The sequence below is a fragment of the Paraburkholderia edwinii genome (assembly GCF_019428685.1).
GTDB lineage: Bacteria > Pseudomonadota > Gammaproteobacteria > Burkholderiales > Burkholderiaceae > Paraburkholderia > Paraburkholderia edwinii.
In genome coordinates, this window is record NZ_CP080096.1 from 3288770 (window position 1) to 3308343 (window position 19574).

Here is a 19574-nt window from a genome sequence, read left to right on the forward strand (position 1 = left end):
GCGAGCCGCTTGAAATATCGACCGTTATAACCTCGGATATATTACGATAGCGCTTCATTTCGCTTTCTTTTTTCCTATCCGATATCTCGACGCCTCGACACCCGCTCATGAGACCGCTCTCTCGCCCGCTTTCCCGACCGCTTTCCCGCCCGCTTTTCCGACCGCTTTTCCGCCTGTTCGCCCACGCACTCGCCGCAACCGCCTTTGCACTGACGTTCAGCGCGCAGGCGCGCGCCGACGATCTGATCGTGTCCGCCGCCGCCAGTCTGACGAATGCGTTCAAGGCAGTCGGCGACGCGTTCGAGCAGCAGCATCCGGGCACCAGGCTGCTATTCAATTTCGGCGCATCCGACGTACTGATGCAGCAGATCGTGAACGGCGCGCCCGCCGACGTGTTCGCGTCGGCGGACCAGAAGGCAATGGACAAAGCCGCCGCGGAGAAAGTGATCGTGCCCGCCACGCGCAAGGATTTCGCGGCGAACTCGCTGGTGCTGATCGTGCCGACCGACAGTCGCTTCGCGCCCGCGTCGCTCAACGAACTGACTGCGGCGAACGTAAAGCGCGTCGCGTACGGCGACCCCGCTTCCGTGCCGGTCGGCCGCTACACGGAAGGCGCGCTGAAATCGGCCGGCGTATGGGACGCGGTCAGCGCGAAAGGTGTGCTCGCAACCAATGTGCGGCAAAGTCTCGACTATGTGTCGCGCGGCGAAGTCGATGCGGGCTTCGTGTTCGGCACCGATGCGGCGATCATGCCGGAAAAGGTCAAGGTTGCCTTGACGGTGCCGACGCAAGCGCCGATCACGTATCCTATCGCGCAGGTCGAAGGCAGCCGTCATGCGGCGGACGCGCAGTCGTTTATCGCCTTCGTGCTGTCGCCGGCGGGGCAAGCGGTGCTGGCGAAATATGGGTTCAAGCCCGCGCCGGCGCGTTGAGACCAGATCGCCGAAATCGGCGCGCGTGAGCCTCGTGCTTCACGCGCCGCCCGCCACACATTGAACGAAACGTAGAACGCTCACCGGATCGCCTGAATAGTCATGGAACACGCGTGGATCCCGTTGCTGCTGTCGCTGAAAGTAGCCGGCTGGGCGACCGCGCTCAACTTCGTAATTGGCGTGGCCGCGGGTCTCGGCCTGTCGCGCTGGCGCTCGGGCGCGCGCGACGTGGTCGATTCGCTGCTGACGCTGCCGCTCGTGATGCCGCCGACCGTGCTCGGCTACTACCTGCTCGTGCTGCTCGGCCGCCGCGGCATGTTCGGCGCGTGGCTCGACCGGCTCGGCATCCAGCTGGTGTTCACGTGGCAAGGCGCGGTGATCGCGTCGATGGTCGTCGCGTTTCCGCTGGTGCTGAAGTCGGCGCGCGCGGCATTCGAATCGGTCGACCCGCAACTCGAACGCGCCGCGCGCACGCTCGGCGTCAACGAAACGGCGATCTTCTTTCGCGTGACCTTGCCGCTTGCGATGCGCGGCATTCTCGCGGGCACGCTGCTCGCGTTTGCCCGCGCGCTCGGCGAATTCGGCGCGACGCTGATGATTGCCGGCAATCTGCCGGGCCGTACGCAGACTTTATCGGTCGCGGTCTACGCCGCAGTCCAGGCCGGCGACGATCACACCGCGAACGTTCTGGTGCTAGTCACGTCGGTCACCTGCGTCGTGATTCTGCTGCTCGCGGGCCGCCTCGTGCCGCAACATTCGCTGATGACGTCGCGCTGATGACGTCGCGCTGATGACATCGCGCTGATGATGGACCGCTGTTCGCTCGCGCTTGATCGCTGTTTGCTTGCTGCTTGCTGATTGCCAATCGCCGAATACCGTTTGCCGAACGCCTAACGCCTAACGCCTAACGCCAACCACCGACCACCGACCACCGACCACTGACCACTGACCACTGACCACTGACCACCGACCGCTGATCGTTTAACCGCCAACCGCCGCTTACCGCAACCTTTGCAACTTTCGCAACTTTCGCCATGCCGCTCACCGTCGACATCCGCAAAACCCTGACGAGCGCCGAGCGCCGCTTCACGCTCGACGTGTCGTTCACGACGACGTCGCCGCGGGTCGTGCTGTTCGGCCCGTCCGGTGCGGGCAAGAGTCTGACGCTGCAGGCGATCGCGGGCCTGCTGCGCCCCGACGAAGGCACGATCGCGCTGAACGGCGACACGCTGTTCGACAGCGCGCGCGGCATCGATCAGACGCCGCAGACGCGCAAGCTCGCGTATCTGTTTCAGGACTATGCGCTGTTTCCGCATCTGAACGTGCGGCAGAACATCGCGTTCGGGCTGCACGGCGGCTGGATGAATCCGCGTCGGCGCGTCGCGCACGCTGAACTCGACTACTGGCTCGACGCGCTCGATTTGCGCAGCGTCGCGGGTAATCATCCGGCGCAACTGTCGGGCGGACAGAAGCAGCGTGTCGCGCTCGCTCGCGCGCTCGTTGCGAAGCCGCGGCTGCTGCTGCTCGACGAACCGTTCTCGGCGCTCGACGGTCCGCTGCGCGAACGGATGCGCCGCGAGCTATCGGACCTGCAGACGCGCCTCGACATTCCAACGCTGCTGATCACGCACGACCCCGACGATGTCGCGTTTTTTGGCGATCAGGTCGTGCAGATTTACGATGGCGGCGTGCGCAAGGAGCCGCAGCCGTTTCCAGGATTCGCGCGCAGCGTGACGTAACGCGAGCAAGCCACGCGAGGCGCAGAACGGCGGCGCGTTTCGACTCGCCATCCGCGACGCGACGCCGCGCCTGCGCGCGCCACATCGACAGCCCGCGCGCCCTCGACGCGTCTTCTACGCGCCCCCGCCTATTCAGTCACACCGAGAATCACACTCGACGCCTTGAATGCCGCCACCACCGGCTGCCCTTCCGCGAGCGCAAGTTGGTCGACGCTGTCATTCGTGATCACCGCGGTCACGACCGTCGTCGCATCGAGCGCCACCGACACTTCCGCATTCACCGCGCCGCGCGTCACGGCAGCTACCGTCCCGCGCAACTGATTGCGCGCGGACAGCCGCAGCGGCGCGCCGTCATCGTCGGCCAGCAGAATCACCCACGACGCCTTGACGAGCGCAAACGCGGCAACGCCTTCCTTGAGCCCAAGCGTCTCGGTACTTTCATGCGTCAGCACGGAAACGATGGTTTGCCCGCCCGGCAGCGCGAGCGACACCTCATCGTTGACCGTGCCGCGATGGATCGACGCGACCTTGCCGAACAGCTGATTGCGCGCGCTCGTTTTCATGCCGATACGGCCGATCAGCGCCCAGTCGCCGGCAAAGCCCTCGATCGCCGCGCCCGCGCGTTCGAGAAACTTGCGGTGCTCGCTCTCGACCGCGTGAAACGTATCGATCAGGCCCAATGCACGCGCCGTCAGCGTCGTGCCGCCGCCGCCCTTGCCGCCCGTCGATCGTACGACGAGCGGTTCGCCGGCGAGATTGTTCATCGTGTCGATCGCATCCCAGGCGGCCTTGTAGCTCATGCCGACGGACTTCGCCGCGCCCGTGATCGAGCCGGTTTCGCGAATCGCCGCGAGCAGCGCAATGCGCGACGCGCCGCCGAGCGTCTGTTCGCCCGATTTGAACCACACCGAACCGGCGAGCTCGAGCGGCCCACGCTGTTCCGGCTCGTCTCCCTCTACGCGATCTGTCATGGTTGTATGTGCAACGAATTGTATTGTGGGGTTGAGGCGGGTTGATGCGCGCTAATGCGCGTTGGCAGATTGATTATAGCGATGGCGCCAGGCCGTTCAGCCGCCGCCGCTTGCCACTTTCGGCCTGCTCAAGTCCATGAGCAGGCGCTCGCCTTCCTTGGCCGTATGACGCTTGAGCGCTTCGCACCAACCTCGCGCGAAACCGAGCTGATACGGCGGCACGTCCAGTTCCTCGAGAAAATGCAGCGCGACCACGGCGTCGTTGCCGTCGCCGAGCACGCTTTGCATGCGCGATAGCGTCTTCGAGACATCGCGGCGCGTCTTGTGCGACACGATCGGCTCGAAGAACTCGATCGTGTAGCGCAGCCGTTTCGCATGAATGCGCACCTTGTGGCGGCTCGCCGCATCGAGCGCGGTCAGCTTCGTTTCGTGCGTCACGCGCTTGTAGTGCTTTTCGATGCGCTTGCTCACGTATTTGCGCAGCGACCGGCCACGCTCCTTTTCGGGCGTGCCGCGCAACGACAGATCGCTGATCCATTCGAGCCACGCGAGCGCGAGCTCCGCATAAGCGGGCGAGCGCATCGCCTCCTGAACCCTGGCGCGCGCATCGACGCGCCGCCGCTCGGCCGCTTCGCGCGTCGCGTCCCAGGCGGCCGCATCGACATCGGCTTGCGTGAGCTCGGGCAGCGTCGAATCGGTGAAGACGTCCCAGTCGCGCGCGTCGCCGAGCAGATCGCTGAGCCACTTGAAACGCGGCTCGACGCGCGTGGTCCACATGCCGTCGATCCACGCCGGAAACATCTTCGTCGCCGTTTTAAGCCGACGCTGCGCGACACGCATCTGGTGAATGAACTCGACATCCGGCGCATCGCGCACGGCCGCTTCATTGCCGAACCATTGGTTCGCGATATTGCATTCGATCGCCAGCAGCGCCCGATGCGGCGTGCGCGCACCATCGAGATCGATCGCCCTGGCGCGCGCCGGCGCGTCGTCGCGCGGCACGTCGATCCGGCATTCGCGGTCGAACGCATCGGCAAGCACCGGGAATGCCGGCGATGCAGCGGCAAGTTCGTTCGCGACCGAGAAGAGCGCGGTCAATGCGGCTTCGGGCGTTTGCGCCACCTGCACGGGCGAAGCGGCTTCGCATGCCGTTTCGAATTCGGCCACGGACGTCGCGGCACGCGCGGCGTTGGCCGGATCGGCGGGCGTGGGTTCGTCCGCGGCATCGGTGGCTGCGGCGGCGGCCGCGTCGGCGTCACGCGATGCGTCCGCGTCCATGTGCGCGGCCTGGGCCGGTTCATCGTCCTCGTTGTCGGGCCAACGCGTCGTGACGCGCAGTTCGCGCAGCGCGAGCGCGGGATCGGTCTGCGCGCGCACGCAGTGCACGACGTCGAATGCGATATCGACGGTCACCCCCTGCGCCGTCTCGCGCCGCCACTGGATACGCCGCTCGTGCCTGAGCGTCGCGACGGTCGCCAGTTCGCCGGCGCGGCCAAGCACACGCGCGAGTTCACGAGGCGCATCGTTAAAAGCGTCGACGAGCGCCGCATCGCGCTCCAGCGCGACATCGCAGACGACATGGCAAATCGCGACGCCCGGCGCATGCCATTCGCGATGCGTGGCGATGGCGCGCCTGCCGTTTTCGGTCACTTCGGTCACGACGCGCCAGCCGGCATCGGCCAGCGCACAGTCGCCATCGAAGCCATACAGCGTGCGCGGCGCCGCACCATCGGCCGGCGCGGCATCGGCAAGACGCTCGAAGCCCGCCAACGCATCGACCGTTTCGGTCAGCGCGGCATCGATTCGCTCCGGCGCCTGCCCGTGTTGTTCGAGCCACGCGAGAACAGTGGGCTCCGGCAGATTCAGCACAATTTCCAGCACACGAACCATGAACACTCCAATCGTGGCGAATGGTGAAGGCACCTACAAACAACGCGAACACCATCACGAACAAGCGCTAAAAGCGAGGCTTCGCACAGCCACCCACAGTGCATGATCGATGGTACACGGGCCGCCATGCGACCGTCACGCGACCTCACTCGCCCCTCACGCCGCGCCGCGCGCCTCTACTCTGACAAACAGCCTAACGTGGTCATAGAATGATTCCGGCCTCGCGAGCGAGCGTATCTGACTTGCGTCAAATACGCCGCGCAGGTTCCATCCCGTTTCGGAGGAGACAACAGTTATGCATATCGATCTTTCCGGCAAGACTGCAGTGGTAAGCGGTTCGACGGCGGGCATCGGCCTCGCGATCGCAACCGGCATCGCGGCGTCCGGCGCCGACACCATCGTCAACGGCCGCAATCAGCGTGCCGTCGACGAAGCCGTCGCAACGGTCCGCGCGAAGGCGTCCGGCGCAAAGGTGCGCGGCATCGCCGCGGACCTCGGCACGCGCGCGGGCTGCGATGCATTCCTGAAGGACGTACCGGATGCGGACATCCTGATCAACAATCTCGGCATGTACGGCCCGAGCGATATCTTCGCGACGAGCGACGACGAGTGGGAGCGCTACTTCCAGATCAACGTGATGTCCGGCGTGCGCCTCACGCGCGCTTACCTGAAGGACATGATGGAGCGGCGCTGGGGACGCGTCGTGTTCGTCTCGTCCGAGTCAGGCTTGAACATCCCTTCCGACATGCTCGCGTACGGCTTCACGAAGACAGCACAGCTATCGATCGCGCGCGGCATCGCAAAGTTCGCGGCGGCAAGCGGCGTCACCGTCAATTCCGTGCTGCCCGGCCCGACGATGACCGACGGCGTGCGCGAGATGCTCCGGGAAACGGCGCAGAAACAGAGCAAATCGATCGAGCAGGCGGCCGACGAATTCGTTGTCTCGAGCCGCGGCACATCGATCATTCGCCGCATCACGATGCCGGAGGAAGTGGCGAATATGGTCGTCTACATCTGTTCGCCGCAGGCATCGGCGACGACCGGCGCGGCATTGCGTGTCGACGGCGGCATCGTCGACACGATCGCATGACGCGGCTGCGCAAACGCACCGCACCAGCGCCGCACAAGCGCCGCACGAAGCACGCGTGAAGATCGCGCAAACCTCGCCTGAATGCTCCGGACGCGGGCCGCCGCTACGCCATCGCGTATTGCGCGAGCCCGTTGCCGAACGACCAGTCTTCTCTTTGCACTTCGACGAGATTGACGAACACGTCCTCGGGCCGTACGCCAGGGTCCGCGGCCAGGGAATCGGCGATGGCCTTGTAGAGCGCCTTCTTCTGCTGCTGCGTGCGCGTGTTCGAGACCGTGATCTGGATCAGCACGAAGTCGTCGCTGCGCGCGATGCCCATGTAGCGCCGGCTGAAGATGAAGTTGTCCGGCTCAAGCTCGGTGATCGACATGAAGATGTCGTCGTCCGGCACGTTGAACGTGTTCACCAGCGCGCGCTGGATGCTGTTCGCGAGCGCAGTCCGATAAGCGGCCGGCTTGCCGGCCTGCAAGGTAGTGCGAGTCAACGGCATGGTCTGTCCCATGAATGAAAGAGGGAACAGCGAGCTTAGGCCGGCGCTATCATAAAGAACAGACATCTTCGCCTATTTCATCTATAAGTTTTTGAAATGAGAGTCCTCGATCTTGATGCGGTACGCGCGTTCGTGATGATCGCGGACCTGAATAGCTTCACGCGTGCCGCCAACGCGATGAATCTCACGCAATCGGCGATCAGCCTGAAGCTGAAGCGGCTCGAGGCCAGTCTTGGCAAGCAGCTACTCGAGCGCACGCCGCGCGCCGTGCGTCTTTCGCAGGATGGCCTCGCATTTCTCGCCGCGGCGCGCGACCTGCTGCATGCGAACGACCGCGCGCTCGGCACGCTGACCGCCACGCGGCGGCGCCTCGTGCTGGGCTTGAGCGAGCATGTCGCGGGCGCCGATCTGCCGCAACTGCTCGCGCGCCTCAATACGCACGACCCGGAACTCGCCGTCGAAATGCAGCTCGGCTGCTCGCGCGTGCTATTCACGCAATACGAAGAACGGCGCTTCGACGCGGTGATGGTCCGCCGCATGAATACCGACACCGCCGACACTGCAAACGAAGCCGTCCGCGCCGACGCGCAGTCGCTCTATGCGGAACCGCTGGCGTGGCTTGCTTCATCGGACTGGCTGCCACGCCCCGACGAACCGCTGCCGATCGCCGTGCTATCCGAGCCCTGCGAAGTCCGCGCGATGGCGATCCGCATACTCGACGCGGCAGGCATTCGCTGGCGCGAGGTGTTCGTGAGCGGCAGCCTGACCGCGATTTGCGCTGCAGTCGAGGCCGGTTTCGCCGTTTCGCCGCTCGCGAAGCGCATCACACCGCACACGCTCGTCGACGTCGGCGCGCGGCTCAATCTGCCGCCGTTGCCGGGGTCGGTCGTCACGCTTTATTCGCGCGTGCAGGACGCGCACTCGGTCGAAACGCTGCGGATCATCGCGAACGAGCTCAGCAGGCAGTGAGGGTGGACGGAAGCCGGAACGTCACCGCGATGTCTTATCACCCTTGCATAAATCCAAAAATAGACTAATATCATAGACAAGTTCATTTGAGGACTCATCTCAGGATTCCGATTATGTCTTCAGCCGCTCACATTTCAGGCGCCGCGCGACCGTCGCGGCGCAACCAGACTGAACCGACGCTTGCCGGCATGTCGGCCGCGGGCTTGCGCGCGTTCTTCAATATCGCCCGCGACTGGGACCTGAGCACCGATGAGCAGATCGTGCTGCTGGGCTCGCCGGGCCGGTCGACGTTCTTCAAATGGAAGGCGGAGCCGCAAACCGCGCGGCTGGGGCGCGACACGCTCGAACGGCTGTCGCTGCTGCTCGGCATCTACAAGTCGCTGCAAATCCTGCTGCCGCAACCGGCCGCCGCGGACGCGTGGATCAAGCGTCCGAACAGTGCGCCGCCGTTCGGCGGCCGCCGCGCGCTCGACCGGCTGCTTGCCGGCAACATCAGCGATCTGGTCGCCGTGCGCCAGTATCTCGACGCAATGCGAGGCGGCTGGGCGTGACGCGATCGCAATGGCAGGAACGCTGGCCCACGTCGCCGCTTGCGTGGTTGCCCGCTTATCGCGTCGTGCCGACGCGCTTTCCGGCGGTGAATCTGTTCGACCGTGTCGCGTCGCCCGAAGACTTCGAGGCGCTGTATGCGCTCGAAGCGATGACCAACGACCGTCTGCGCACCGAAGTCGGCGAACTCGATCTGGTGCCGCGCGACGAGCGCCGCTTCGGTCCGGGCTGGGGGCCGATCATGGCCGCGTTCACGCATCTGAATCCGCTCGGCAGCCGTTTCTCCGATGGCACGTACGGCGTGTTCTATTGCGCGGCGTCGCGCGCCACCGCGATTGCGGAAACCCGCTATCATTCGGCGCTTTTTCTGGCGGCCACGCAGGAGCCGCCGCTGCGTCAGCAGATGCGGCTCTATACGGTATTGGCGGAAGGCGATGTCGTCGATCTGCGCGGCGGTGTACGCGGTGCGAGTGACGTGAGTGGCGCGACGAAACCGGCAACGAAACCGGCAACGGAATCGGCTAGCGGCGCGCGTACGGCCGCGGTGCGAAACGTGTCGGATACGGACACGTCGTTCGATGCACCCGCGGTGCTCTCGCCAACCGACTACACGGCCGGCCAGGCGCTCGGCCGCGCGGCGCGTTCAGCAGGCGCGCCGGGCATCGTGTATCCGTCGGTGCGCGACGCGAGCGGCGAATGCCTCGCGGCTTTCCGCACGACGCTGCTGCGCGATTGCCACCACGCCGCCTACCTCGAATACAACTGGAACGGTCACGAGATCGACGTGGTATTCGAACTGAATCAGGTGGGGTAGCGCACGGAACCGATGCACGCAACCAACGTGTGGAATCTGGCGCGCTCAAGGATCCTGCGCGCGCATCGCTATGTACCGGTCAGGGCAACGCGAATGCCGCCGCCCCTTCCGCACGCGCCATTTCCACACTGACCGACCAGCGCTGCAACGTGTTCGCTTCGATGACGGTGAGTTTGCCGCCCTGCCCGAACGCGCCGGTGTCGATAAAAAGCTGTGCACCACATTGGACCACTTCGCGCACGGGCGTGTGTCCGCAGAACGTGGTCGACAGCCCGCGCACGCGCGCGGGATCGAAATTGCCCAAGGCGAGGTCGCGTCCCCATAAAATCCGCTGACGCGTCGCATTGGAAAAATCGCCGCGATCGAGTTCGGCATCGGTGCCGAAAAACTCGGCATGCAAAATATTGAAGCGCTCGCTGCCGCTGCCGATCACGCGCACGAGCGGCAGCAGGCGCAGCCGCTGCGCATAGTCGCGCAGCCTTTCGTCGGACAAGTACTCGCCCCACTGTCCGCCGATGTCGTACCACCACTTGCGCCGCAAACGTCCTTCCGCGACGCCGCACAAGGTGTCCTCATGATTGCCGAGCACCGCGTAGAACCACGGCTTGTCGAGCAGCGCGAGCGCGGCTTCCGACTGCACCCCGCGGTCGACGAGATCGCCGACCGAAAAAAGACGATCGCGCGCGGGGTCGAAAACGATCTCGCGCAGCAGATAGCGCAACGCGTCGACGCACCCATGCAGGTCGCCGATAACGAAGTCGCGGCCGACGCGATTCACCGGGTGATGTTGAACGGTAGTGACCAGAGTGTGCTCCATCTCTCGATGATAGTGCGATGACGCATCGCCTGTATGAGCGCTGTCGATCGTTCGAGGATCTTTGACACTACAACGCAGTGGCGAGTTGCACGTTGACGCGCGGCTTCGTTGCAACCGCGCTCGCAGAGCGTGCCCGCGTTTCCTTAACGGGTTCTTAAGCCGGTTACCGTGGCCGACTACGCAATTGGGCGACCTGCTTCGCAGTGACAGACGAGTGAGGATTCCCGAATTGGTTCGTTACGTAATCGCCAAGTTCGGCAATCTGATCGTCAGTCAACTGATCGCCAAACGACGGCATCAAGATATCCGCGTTTTGTGTCTTTCGGCTGACACCATGCAGAATCACCATCACCAGATTCGTGGTATCCGCCGCACCGACCACGCTGTTATGGATCAGCGACGGATACGCGCCCGGCGCGCTCGCGCCGACGCCCACGCCAGTCCATCGATGGCAGCTCGCGCAGTTCGCGATGAATAGCTGCGCGCCGCTGATATTGCGGCTGATATTGCGACTGCCATCGTGGCTGACATCGCGTTTGACATGACTGACACCATTGACGTCTTTGGCGCCGCCGTCGGCACCATTCGCGCCACCGACAACATCACCGACAGCAGCACCGCGCAATGCCGTAACGTCCGCAGCCGGCGCACCATGCATGTCGCGCGCCAGCTCCTTCTCGCTGCTTATACCGCCGCGCACAGGCGGCAGCGCGCGCAGATACACGGCGATCGAGCGCAGGTCTTCGCCGCTCAGAAACTGCGTGCTGTCCTCGACGACCTGCGCCATCGGCCCGGCCGCACTGGCGCGTCCCTGCGCGACGCCGGTCGCAAGATAAGCAACGACTTCAGCAGCGCTCCAGTTGCCGATGCCGCTGATCTTGTCCGGCGTGATGTTGAACGCGTGCCAGCCGGCCTGCATGGCGCCGGAGAAACGCTCGTCCGATTTCAGTCCTTGCATGAAATTGCGCGGCGTGTGGCACTCGCCGCAATGCGCAAGACCATCGACGAGATAGGCGCCGCGATTCCATTCGGCGCTCTGTTTCGGATCGGGCACAAAGCGCCCTTCGTCGAAGTTGAACAGATTCCAGAACAGCATGAGCCAGCGCTGATTGAACGGAAAGTTCAACGCGTTGGCGGGCGGCGTGAATCGAACCGGCGCGATCGTATTCAGGTAAGCGCGCATCGCGAGCACGTCGCGGTCCGCGACCTTCGTATACGACGGGTACGGAAACGCCGGGTAGAGCCGCTCGTCACCCTTGCCGATGCCTTCGTGCATCGCGCGCAGGAAGTCGGCGTCGCTCCATCGGCCGATACCCGTATCGGGGTCCGGCGTGATGTTCGGCGTATAGATCGTGCCGAACGGTGTCTGCATGGCGACGCCGCCCGCAAACGGCCGGCCTTTATCCGACGTGTGACATGCGATGCAGTTGCCTGCGCGGGTGAGGTATTCGCCGCGTTGCACGAGTTCCGCGCCATTCGCGCCAGCGTTTTCTGCAGGGCCGCGCGCCACCGCTTCGGCAAGCGGCGATTCGTCGCCGCGCGCGGTGTTCGCGCCATGCACCTCGAGCCACGCGATGTACAGCGCAAAGAGCGAAAATGCGGCGGCCAGCGTCGCGATGCTCATGACGCGTTTGCGCCGATAGAGCCGCTGGAATCGCCGTTGCCGCAGAAGCCTTTGCTCGCGCAACGAACCGCCTTCGCCGGCCGGCCGCGCGCGAGACGTCGGATTCGTCATCGTCGAAATCTCCCCGTCGGTATCCGTGTGTTCAGATTTCGCGCTTGAGCTTGTCGGCCAGCTTCAACGCCAGCGCCGCAACCGTCAGCGTGCAGTTGACGGAGCCGGCGCTCGGCATCACCGCGCTGCCCGCGACAAACAGATTCGGATGATCGTGCGTGCGGCAGTCCGCATCGACAACGGAGTCGGCGGCTTGGCTGCCCATGATCGTGGTGCCCATGATGTGATGGTTCGGTGCAAAGGTATCGTCGAACGCGACTTCGGTGCCGCCGAAAAGCTCGGCGATGCGTGCGTACTGTTCCTGCGTGTGCGTCGCGCTTTTTTTCACGTAGTCGCCAATCGAGTAGTAAATTTCCGGGCGCGCAATGCCGAGCGCGTCCTTGTGTTCGGCCGACGGCACGATGCGGTTTTGCGACTCCGGCAAAGGCTCGTGAAAACTGTTGATCGTCACGAGCCGCGCCGCGCGGTTGCGAATCTGCCGGTCGATTTCCGCGCCGGTCAAGCCGCCGGCCAGCAGCGCCGAAGCGATCGCGAGCGTCGGCGTGGCATTCGATACGTGCAACTTTTTGGCCGCATATTCGTTACGAAACGCGCCATCGCGGAAGTTCACCACCGACGTCATCTCCATCGGCCCGCGCCCCGGCCACAGCGATTCGTTCGCGAGAAAACTGACGCCGGTGCCCGGATGGTCCATCAGATTGCGGCCGACCTGATCCGAACGGTTGCCGATGCCGCGCGGAAATGCTTCGGAGCTCGACATCAGCATCAGCTTCGGCGTTTCGACGCCGTTTGCCGCGAGTACGAAAAGCTTGCCCGTCACGCGCGTGCTGTTGCCGTGCGGGTCCTTGTAGTGAACCGCGGTGATGAGCCCTTTGTTGTCGGCTTCGATCCGGTAGACCACCGCTCGCGCGCGCAGCACGGCGCCCGCCTGCTCCGCTTTCGCGACATGCACGATGCCGTTGTACATCGCCCCGATCGGACAGATCGGCATGCAGTTGTTGTTGCCGCAGCAGGTCGGCCGGCTGTCGTAGGGACGGCTGTTGCGCGCCACGGGCTCGGGCACGACCTGAAAGCCGTTTGCGTTGAGCACATCGGAAAAGCGCTGGTCCATATACGACAGCGGCAGCGCACGCATCGAATACGGCTTCGAACGCGGCGAACCGAGATCGACCGACGCGTCCGGGCCCGATACGCCGAGCGCGTCTTCGGCCGCGCCGTACCACGGCTCGAGCGCTTCGTACGGATACGGCCAGTCGCGCCCGACGCCGTAACGCGTCTTGAGCTGGAAGTCCTGCGGCAATAAGCGCCACGCGGCGGCCGCCCAATGCCAGGTCGTGCCGCCGACCACGCGCAAGTACTGCGCGCGGTACGCAACCTCGCCCTTCTGCACAAGATAGTCGTTGGCCGGCGCGTACTGCGGATGCGGCGCATAGGGCGTCGCCGGATAAGGGGACGCGTAATCGTCTTTCGCGGGCGAGTTGCGGAAGTTCTCGACGATCTGCCAGCGCGGCAAACGCGGCCCCGCCTCGAGCATCAGCACCGATGCGCCCGCTAGCGCAAGCTGATGCGCGACGAGACTGCCCGCGACGCCCGAACCGACGACCACGATATCGGCGGACTCACGCATTCGTCGGTTTCTGCGACCAGTAGAACGGTACGTCGCGGCAATAGGACGGCACGGTCAGCACGTCATTGACCGGATCGAACATCAGCGCGCTTTCATACGCGATAACGCGCACATTCGGCAGCTCGCCGACGAGGCCCAGATACCACGCGCGCACGATCGCGGCGGCCGTTTTTGCGAGCGCCGGCGTGTCCGTTTGCAGCGCGGCGATCACCATATCGGACGGTACGCCGCCGTGCGTGTGCAGCCACGTGTTGAGCGTCGCGACATTCTGCATGAACTGATTGTCCGCTTTCGACAGTGCGTCATACGCGCGCTTCGCAAGCACCGAATTGAAGCTGCTGCGGCCTGTGAGCTTCTGCGACAGCGCGACGAAGGCGTCGAGTCCGCCGCCGCTGGGCGGCTGCGTGTCCGCTTGCGCGGGAGTGGCGCGAGCCGCGCTAGCCGGTGCGGTACCCGAGGAGCCGACTGCCGCGCCATTCGAGGCAGGCGTTGATGCGTCCGCCAAGCTGGACGATGAGGGGGATGACGAGGTGGACGATGAAGCAGCCGTTCCGGCGAACCCGGCGGTCGAGCCCGCGGCAAGCGCGGCAAGCGCGGCAACCGATGCACACGCGCCGGCGAGCCACGCACGGCGGCTTTCGGAATGCGCCGCACGCGGTACACACGTATTGCGCGTGTTGCGCGTGTCTCGCCGCGGCCGCACGCGCGCGTGGCGCGTGTCTGCGTCTGTCATAGGGGCTCCAGATCGTGTTCGTATTCCGGCCCGCGCCGCGCTTCGCACAATCGAACGATCGAACCAATCGACCCAACCAGATTGAGCCAATGCGCGATTCAATGCGCGATCCAATGCAGCGCGTACGGGCCGTCTGCCCCAAATTACCCAAGCATGGTCTTCAATGCCGCTCAAAGCGGTTTTTTGCTGTTCGTATCGCAGCGACCGTTGCAGGATGGCTTCGCCTGAAAGCCTCTCGCAAGCGGATTGAGTAAAACTGTGCCCGGAAATATAACGTCCGCGCGTCGGTTCGACAATCAGGCCGCGCACATCGCAGTTCGCCGTTATCCACAACAACCCGCACAACAACCCGTACAACAACCCACACAACCACCCCGGGCAACAACGCGCACAGCGACCGTTCCGTTCGACCGACAACCATGATAAATCTCTACCCGCAAGTCCTCCGCAACCGCCCGCGCATGGTGATCGGCGCGGTGGCCGGCGTGCTGATCGCCCTGCTGCTGTTGCCCTCCGCGGCGCGTCCAACCGTGCGCGCGCTGATCGGCTGGGATGCGGCCGTGTGGATCTACCTCGCGCTGATCTGGTTTCATATGGCCCGCGCCGATCACGACGACGTGCGCGAGCTCGCCGCGCGCGAAGACGAAAACGCCGGCATGGTCCTCTTTATCGTGTGCGTCGCGACGGTCGCGAGCATCGCGGCGATCGTGCTCGAACTCGCCACGGCAAAGGGCAGCGGCGGCCAGAATGTGGCGCCGGGGTTATCGCACTACGTGCTCACCGCGCTCACGCTGATCGGCGCGTGGTTCCTGATTCCGACCATCTTCACGCTGCACTACGCGCGCCTTTACTTCAGCGGGACGACGAAGGAAACCCCGTTGCTGTTTCCCGACCACAAGCTCGATCCGAACTATTGGGACTTTCTGTACTACTCGTTCACGATCGCCGTCGCCTCGCAGACCTCCGACGTCGTACTGCGATCGCGGCAGATTCGCCGCGCGACGCTCGCGCAATCGATTCTCTCGTTCTACTTCAACGTCGCGGTGCTCGGTCTATGCATCAACATGGCGGCGGGGCTGCTCGGCTCGTGATCGACTGATCCCGCCATCCTGCGATCTCGCGATCCCGCGGCCATGTAAGGTCAGCCGCGCTTTCTCCCGATTTACATGCGCCGCGCGCCCGCGCGGCGGCCGTCGTGCGGCGGCGCGCTTGCCCGCGGCTCAGCGGGCCGCCATGCCCGCCGCGCCTGAGCTTGCCGCGGCGCACCGCCCCACGCGCCATGCCGGCCGATTGGCATACCGCTTGCTCCCCACTGGCTGCCTTTGTCATACGCTTTCGTACGATCCGGCTGCCTTGTAACCGACACACTGGCGGGGACACTCAGGCGGTCCGGCTTCGCCCGCGGAAACACCGCGCCGTGCTCCGCTGCAAGCGGCGTTGCGAATCGGTGAGGCGGCCTTGCGCTCCATGCACTAAATTGTGACGAGTGGTCGGAGCGGTCAGTCTGACGAAATCCGGACGAGACTATGTGACATAAGGAACCCGTAGCGGGAAGACACACAACACGTACACGCCATGCCAGACACAGGCGCCGTCGCACGAGCACCGCGCGGCATCCGGCTCTGACAGCCCAATGAGCGGCCGTGATCGCACAATCGGTGCATCCACGCCGCGGCAGGACGAATCTGGAAACGATCGATGGAAGCTCCCCATGCCTATGCGCCGCGGATCTACTTTATTCACTCCCTGCTCGCCGGCCCGCTCGACGCGTGGCCCGCTCATTTCGAGCACGCCGCCTCGCTCGGTTTCGACCATGTCCTGATCGGCGCGCTGTTCAAGCCAGGGGCCGCCGGGCACACGCAGATCGTCAGCGATCATGCGCAGTTGCACCCGGTGTTCGGCGCCGGCGAAAACGCCGCGGACGCGCTTTCGCGTCTTACCCAAACCGCGCGTCAGCACGGCCTCACGCTGCTGGTCGATCTTGTGATCGATCGCGTCGCGGCCGACGGCGCGCTCTTCAACGCGCATCGCGACTGGTTCCATCCGTTCGAGCCCGAAGAAGCGCGGCTCGATCCGCGGCATGCGCGGCACGAGGACAACGTCGCTTACGCGAATTTTCACGGCGAAGCGACCGCGCACCTGATCGACTGGTGGGCCGAGGTGCTGCGCACGCTCGCGCAGGCCGGCGTCGGCGGCTTTCGCTTCGATTCGCCGCATCGCGTGCCGAACGTCGCGTGGCGGCGCCTGCGCGTGGCCGTGCGCGAGCAGCATCCGTCGGTGCGCTTTCTGGCCGCGACACCGGGGCTCACGCGCGCCGATGTGCTGGCGCTCCAGGGCACGGGCTTCGACAGCGTGTTCTCTTCGTCGCGCTGGTGGGACTTCCGCGCGTCGTGGATGGTCGACGAGCACGAAGCGTTGCAAAGCGTCGGTGCGCCGATCGCGTTTCCTGAGGCGCCGTACGGTACGCGCCTGATTGACGACGTCGCCGACACGCACGACGCCACCATCGTCGAACGCACATACCGGCGCGGACTCGCCGCCGCGACGGCAATCGGCACCGGCTGGATGATGCCGATGGGCTTCGAGTACGGCGTCGCCGAACCGATGTCGTATCTGCGTGGCGATGCGCACGCCTTCGCGGAGCAATGCCGCGCGCGGCGCTTTGACTTGAGCGGCGCCGTCAAGCGCGCCAACGCCTTGCAGCGCGATACATGGACCTTGCAGACCGCCGGCGCGCTGCGCATGCTGAGCGCGCCGAACGCGCCGCTCGCCGTGCTGCTGCGCGGCGACACCCCCGACCTGCGCGACGCGAAAGAAGCAGTACTGGCCGCGTTCAACCCTGAACTGAGCGTACCGGTGCGCGCCGACCCCGCGCGCTTCCTCGATGGCGTGCCCGGCGGCTTTACGCGCTTTGTGCCGCTGACGGCGACCGGCGAACGCGGCGACGCGCGCGCAGAGCGGGCGCCCGTGCCGCTCAAGCCGTTCTCGATCGCGCCGGCCGGCTTCACGCTGGTCGGCGTGGTGCCCGACAAGCCGATCCAGCTCGCGCCGCCTATCGACAAGCGCACCAGCAAGACTTCCGCGCGCAAGACCGTGCTCGACGCGATCGCAGCGCCGCGCGTCGCGATCGAAAGCGTGTCGCCGTCGGTCGACTACGGGCGCTTTCCGGCCAAGCGCGTGGTCGGCGAACGCGTGCCGATCACGGCCGCGATCTTCGCCGAAGGACACGACAAGATCGCGGCCGCCGTGATCTGGCGCGCCGCCGATGAAACCGCGTGGCACGAAGTGCCGATGACGCCCGTGCAGCCCGCCGGCAACGACTTGTGGGAAGCGCACATTCCGCTCGACCGCGTGGGCCGCCACGAGTTCACGGTGATCGCCTGGCGCGACGACTTCGCGTCGCTTGTCGATCATATGCAGAAGAAGCTCAACGCGAACCAGACCGTCGAGCTCGAGATCGAGGAAGCGAAGCATCTGTTAGCGCTGGCGCTCGCCGAAGGCGAAACGGCCAACGAAACCGAAGGCAAGAACGCGGGCAAATCAGATCAAAGCGCAGACGAAAGCGTCGCGGACCCGAAACCGCTCAAGAAGGTGGTCAAGGAATTCACAAAAGCCGACACGCCGGAGCGGCTGCGCATGGTGCTCGCGCCGTCGACCGCGCAGGCCGTCGCTGCTGCGCGCCACCGGCCGGGCTTATCGCGCGACGGCGTGATCTACCGGATCGACGCCGAGCGGGCGGCTGCGCGCTTCGCGAGCTGGTATGAGATCTTCCCGCGCTCGATGAGCGACGACGAGCATCGCCACGGCACCTTCGACGATGTGATCGGAAAATTGCCGCGCATTCGCGATATGGGCTTCGACGTGCTGTACTTCCCGCCGATCCATCCGATCGGCATGGCGAACCGCAAAGGCCGCAACAACACGCTGACGCCCGGCCCCGACGATGTCGGCAGTCCGTATGCGATCGGCTCCGAAGCGGGCGGCCATACAGCCGTGCATCCCGAACTCGGCACGCTCGACGACTTCCGCCGCATGCTCGCGGCGGCGCACGAGCACGGCCTCGAAATCGCGCTCGACTTCGCGATTCAATGCTCGCCCGATCACCCGTGGCTGAAGGAACATCCGACGTGGTTCGCATGGCGCCCCGACGGCACGCTGCGCTACGCGGAAAACCCGCCGAAGAAATACCAGGACATCGTGAACCCGGACTTCTACGCGCACGACGCGAAGCCCGACCTGTGGATCGCGCTGCGCGACGTGATTCTGTTCTGGATCGATGCAGGCGTGCGCATCTTCCGCGTCGACAATCCGCACACGAAACCGCTGCCGTTCTGGGAATGGATGATCGCCGACGTGCGCGCGCGGCACCCCGACGTGATTTTCCTCTCCGAAGCGTTCACGCGGCCGCGCGTGATGGCGCGTCTCGCGAAGGTCGGCTTCTCGCAGTCGTACACGTACTTCACGTGGCGCGAATCGAAGCGCGACTTCACCGAGTATCTGACCGAGCTCACGCAGACTAATCTGCGCGAATACTTCCGGCCGAATTTCTTCGTGAATACGCCGGACATCAATCCGCGCCATCTGCAATGGTCGGGGCGCGCGGGCTTCGTGATTCGCGCGGCCCTCGCGGCCACGCTGTCGGGACTGTGGGGCGTCTATAGCGGCTTCGAGCTGTGCGAAGCTGCCGCCTTGCCGAATAGCGAGGAATATCTCGATTCGGAAAAGTATCAGCTGCGAGCATGGGACTGGAACCGGCCCGGCAATATCGTCGGCGAGATCAGCGCGTTGAATCGCGTTCGCCGCGCGAATCCGGCCTTGCACACGCATCTCGGTCTCACGTTCCTGCCCGCGCACAACGACCATGTGCTGTTCTTCGAGAAGGCGACCGACGCACGCGACAACGTGATCGTCGTCGCGATCAACCTCGATCCGTTCAACGAACAGGGCGCGGATATCGAACTCTCATGGTCGACATTTAACCGCTGGCAATTGCACGACCACGCCGCAGTAGACGTAGTCGATCAGATGAGCGGCGAGCGCTTCCAGTGGCATGGCCGCTGGCAGCACGTGCGGCTCGATCCGAACACCCGGCCTTTCGCGATCTGGCGTATCGAACCCGCGGGCGGCCTGCCGCGCGAAGCGATACCGGAGGCGGCAAACGCGGCCGACCCAACCCTCACCGGCAGCGGCTTCGCCGACCCATTCTCGGAATAGGTGC

At 64.9% G+C, this 19574-nt stretch carries 16 protein-coding genes; 9 read left to right on the forward strand and 7 right to left on the reverse strand.

Features of this window, described 5'->3' with window-relative positions; all coding sequences use genetic code 11:
• The first annotated feature begins 107 nt into the window (after positions 1 to 107).
• The 3 genes from modA to KZJ38_RS36020 all read left to right on the forward strand — a co-directional run bounded on the left by modA (position 108) and on the right by KZJ38_RS36020 (position 2671).
• A complete protein-coding gene (modA, locus tag KZJ38_RS36010; RefSeq protein WP_219801761.1) occupies positions 108 to 932 on the forward strand; it encodes a molybdate ABC transporter substrate-binding protein in 825 nt (274 codons plus the stop codon).
• Between the two features lie 102 nt (positions 933 to 1034).
• The gene (gene modB, locus KZJ38_RS36015; protein WP_219801762.1) at positions 1035 to 1709 is read left to right on the forward strand and encodes a molybdate ABC transporter permease subunit; all 675 of its coding nucleotides are present in this window, start codon (positions 1035 to 1037) and stop codon (positions 1707 to 1709) included.
• A gap of 257 nt (positions 1710 to 1966) precedes the next feature.
• Positions 1967 to 2671: an ATP-binding cassette domain-containing protein gene (locus KZJ38_RS36020; protein WP_219801763.1), complete on the forward strand. Its 705-nt coding sequence runs from the start codon at positions 1967 to 1969 to the stop codon at positions 2669 to 2671.
• Between the two features lie 128 nt (positions 2672 to 2799).
• Here KZJ38_RS36020 and KZJ38_RS36025 read toward each other — a convergent pair whose 3' ends face one another.
• Positions 2800 to 3642 (reverse strand): TOBE domain-containing protein, encoded by an 843-nt coding sequence (locus tag KZJ38_RS36025; RefSeq protein WP_219801764.1) that lies wholly within the window; start codon positions 3640 to 3642, stop codon positions 2800 to 2802.
• Between the two features lie 96 nt (positions 3643 to 3738).
• The gene (locus KZJ38_RS36030; RefSeq protein WP_219801765.1) at positions 3739 to 5532 is read right to left on the reverse strand and encodes a CHAD domain-containing protein; all 1794 of its coding nucleotides are present in this window, start codon (positions 5530 to 5532) and stop codon (positions 3739 to 3741) included.
• A 295-nt stretch (positions 5533 to 5827) separates the two neighbouring features.
• On the opposite strand from KZJ38_RS36030, the gene KZJ38_RS36035 reads away from it, so the two are divergent.
• The gene (locus KZJ38_RS36035) at positions 5828 to 6622 is read left to right on the forward strand and encodes an SDR family NAD(P)-dependent oxidoreductase (RefSeq protein ID WP_219801766.1); all 795 of its coding nucleotides are present in this window, start codon (positions 5828 to 5830) and stop codon (positions 6620 to 6622) included.
• A 103-nt stretch (positions 6623 to 6725) separates the two neighbouring features.
• On the opposite strand, the gene KZJ38_RS36040 is transcribed toward KZJ38_RS36035, so the two are convergent.
• Complete coding sequence (locus KZJ38_RS36040; RefSeq protein ID WP_219801767.1) at positions 6726 to 7112, reverse strand: tautomerase family protein; 387 nt, start codon at positions 7110 to 7112, stop codon at positions 6726 to 6728.
• Between the two features lie 96 nt (positions 7113 to 7208).
• Between KZJ38_RS36040 and KZJ38_RS36045 the strand changes: the two genes are divergently transcribed.
• The 3 genes from KZJ38_RS36045 (at position 7209) to KZJ38_RS36055 (ending at position 9444) form a co-directional block, all read left to right on the forward strand.
• Positions 7209 to 8081: a LysR family transcriptional regulator gene (locus KZJ38_RS36045; RefSeq protein ID WP_219801768.1), complete on the forward strand. Its 873-nt coding sequence runs from the start codon at positions 7209 to 7211 to the stop codon at positions 8079 to 8081.
• Between the two features lie 188 nt (positions 8082 to 8269).
• Positions 8270 to 8632: an MbcA/ParS/Xre antitoxin family protein gene (locus tag KZJ38_RS36050; RefSeq protein ID WP_374992504.1), complete on the forward strand. Its 363-nt coding sequence runs from the start codon at positions 8270 to 8272 to the stop codon at positions 8630 to 8632.
• Positions 8629 to 9444: an RES family NAD+ phosphorylase gene (locus KZJ38_RS36055; protein WP_219801769.1), complete on the forward strand. Its 816-nt coding sequence runs from the start codon at positions 8629 to 8631 to the stop codon at positions 9442 to 9444. The genes KZJ38_RS36050 and KZJ38_RS36055 overlap by 4 nt, the downstream gene beginning before the upstream one ends.
• A gap of 79 nt (positions 9445 to 9523) precedes the next feature.
• Here the strand turns inward: KZJ38_RS36055 and KZJ38_RS36060 are convergent, their stop codons facing one another.
• The 4 genes from KZJ38_RS36060 to KZJ38_RS36075 form a co-directional block, all read right to left on the reverse strand.
• The gene (locus KZJ38_RS36060; RefSeq protein WP_219801770.1) at positions 9524 to 10261 is read right to left on the reverse strand and encodes a metallophosphoesterase; all 738 of its coding nucleotides are present in this window, start codon (positions 10259 to 10261) and stop codon (positions 9524 to 9526) included.
• Positions 10262 to 10424: 163 nt separating this feature from the next.
• Complete coding sequence (locus KZJ38_RS36065) at positions 10425 to 11996, reverse strand: c-type cytochrome (RefSeq protein ID WP_425518403.1); 1572 nt, start codon at positions 11994 to 11996, stop codon at positions 10425 to 10427.
• A 31-nt stretch (positions 11997 to 12027) separates the two neighbouring features.
• Positions 12028 to 13623: a GMC family oxidoreductase gene (locus tag KZJ38_RS36070; protein WP_219801771.1), complete on the reverse strand. Its 1596-nt coding sequence runs from the start codon at positions 13621 to 13623 to the stop codon at positions 12028 to 12030.
• Positions 13616 to 14356 carry a sorbitol dehydrogenase family protein gene (locus KZJ38_RS36075; protein ID WP_219801772.1) on the reverse strand — a complete coding sequence of 247 codons (741 nt, stop codon included), beginning with the start codon at positions 14354 to 14356 and terminating at the stop codon, positions 13616 to 13618. The genes KZJ38_RS36070 and KZJ38_RS36075 overlap by 8 nt, the downstream gene beginning before the upstream one ends.
• A 419-nt stretch (positions 14357 to 14775) precedes the next feature.
• Here KZJ38_RS36075 and KZJ38_RS36080 point away from each other — a divergent pair, with 419 nt between their 5' ends.
• Both KZJ38_RS36080 and KZJ38_RS36085 read left to right on the forward strand, forming a co-directional pair.
• On the forward strand, positions 14776 to 15447 hold the full coding sequence (locus tag KZJ38_RS36080) for a DUF1345 domain-containing protein (protein WP_219801773.1): 672 nt from the start codon (positions 14776 to 14778) through the stop codon (positions 15445 to 15447).
• Between the two features lie 607 nt (positions 15448 to 16054).
• Positions 16055 to 19570 (forward strand): maltotransferase domain-containing protein, encoded by a 3516-nt coding sequence (locus tag KZJ38_RS36085; protein WP_219801774.1) that lies wholly within the window; start codon positions 16055 to 16057, stop codon positions 19568 to 19570.
• Positions 19571 to 19574: the final 4 nt, after the last annotated feature.

Excerpts from the sequence above, each read along its gene's own strand:
- modA (WP_219801761.1), top strand. The coding sequence starts at position 108 with ATGAGACCGCTCTCTCGCCCGCTTTCCCGACCGCTTTCCCGCCCGCTT.
- KZJ38_RS36045 (WP_219801768.1), top strand. The coding sequence starts at position 7,209 with ATGAGAGTCCTCGATCTTGATGCGGTACGCGCGTTCGTGATGATCGCG.
- KZJ38_RS36050 (WP_374992504.1), top strand. The coding sequence starts at position 8,270 with ATGTCGGCCGCGGGCTTGCGCGCGTTCTTCAATATCGCCCGCGACTGG.
- KZJ38_RS36030 (WP_219801765.1), bottom strand. The coding sequence starts at position 5,532 with ATGGTTCGTGTGCTGGAAATTGTGCTGAATCTGCCGGAGCCCACTGTT.
- KZJ38_RS36075 (WP_219801772.1), bottom strand. The coding sequence starts at position 14,356 with ATGACAGACGCAGACACGCGCCACGCGCGCGTGCGGCCGCGGCGAGAC.
- KZJ38_RS36065 (WP_425518403.1), bottom strand. The coding sequence starts at position 11,996 with ATGACGAATCCGACGTCTCGCGCGCGGCCGGCCGGCGAAGGCGGTTCG.
- modB (WP_219801762.1), top strand. The coding sequence starts at position 1,035 with ATGGAACACGCGTGGATCCCGTTGCTGCTGTCGCTGAAAGTAGCCGGC.
- KZJ38_RS36035 (WP_219801766.1), top strand. The coding sequence starts at position 5,828 with ATGCATATCGATCTTTCCGGCAAGACTGCAGTGGTAAGCGGTTCGACG.
- KZJ38_RS36070 (WP_219801771.1), bottom strand. The coding sequence starts at position 13,623 with ATGCGTGAGTCCGCCGATATCGTGGTCGTCGGTTCGGGCGTCGCGGGC.
- KZJ38_RS36080 (WP_219801773.1), top strand. The coding sequence starts at position 14,776 with ATGATAAATCTCTACCCGCAAGTCCTCCGCAACCGCCCGCGCATGGTG.
- KZJ38_RS36025 (WP_219801764.1), bottom strand. The coding sequence starts at position 3,642 with ATGACAGATCGCGTAGAGGGAGACGAGCCGGAACAGCGTGGGCCGCTC.
- KZJ38_RS36040 (WP_219801767.1), bottom strand. The coding sequence starts at position 7,112 with ATGCCGTTGACTCGCACTACCTTGCAGGCCGGCAAGCCGGCCGCTTAT.
- KZJ38_RS36085 (WP_219801774.1), top strand. The coding sequence starts at position 16,055 with ATGGAAGCTCCCCATGCCTATGCGCCGCGGATCTACTTTATTCACTCC.
- KZJ38_RS36020 (WP_219801763.1), top strand. The coding sequence starts at position 1,967 with ATGCCGCTCACCGTCGACATCCGCAAAACCCTGACGAGCGCCGAGCGC.
- KZJ38_RS36060 (WP_219801770.1), bottom strand. The coding sequence starts at position 10,261 with ATGGAGCACACTCTGGTCACTACCGTTCAACATCACCCGGTGAATCGC.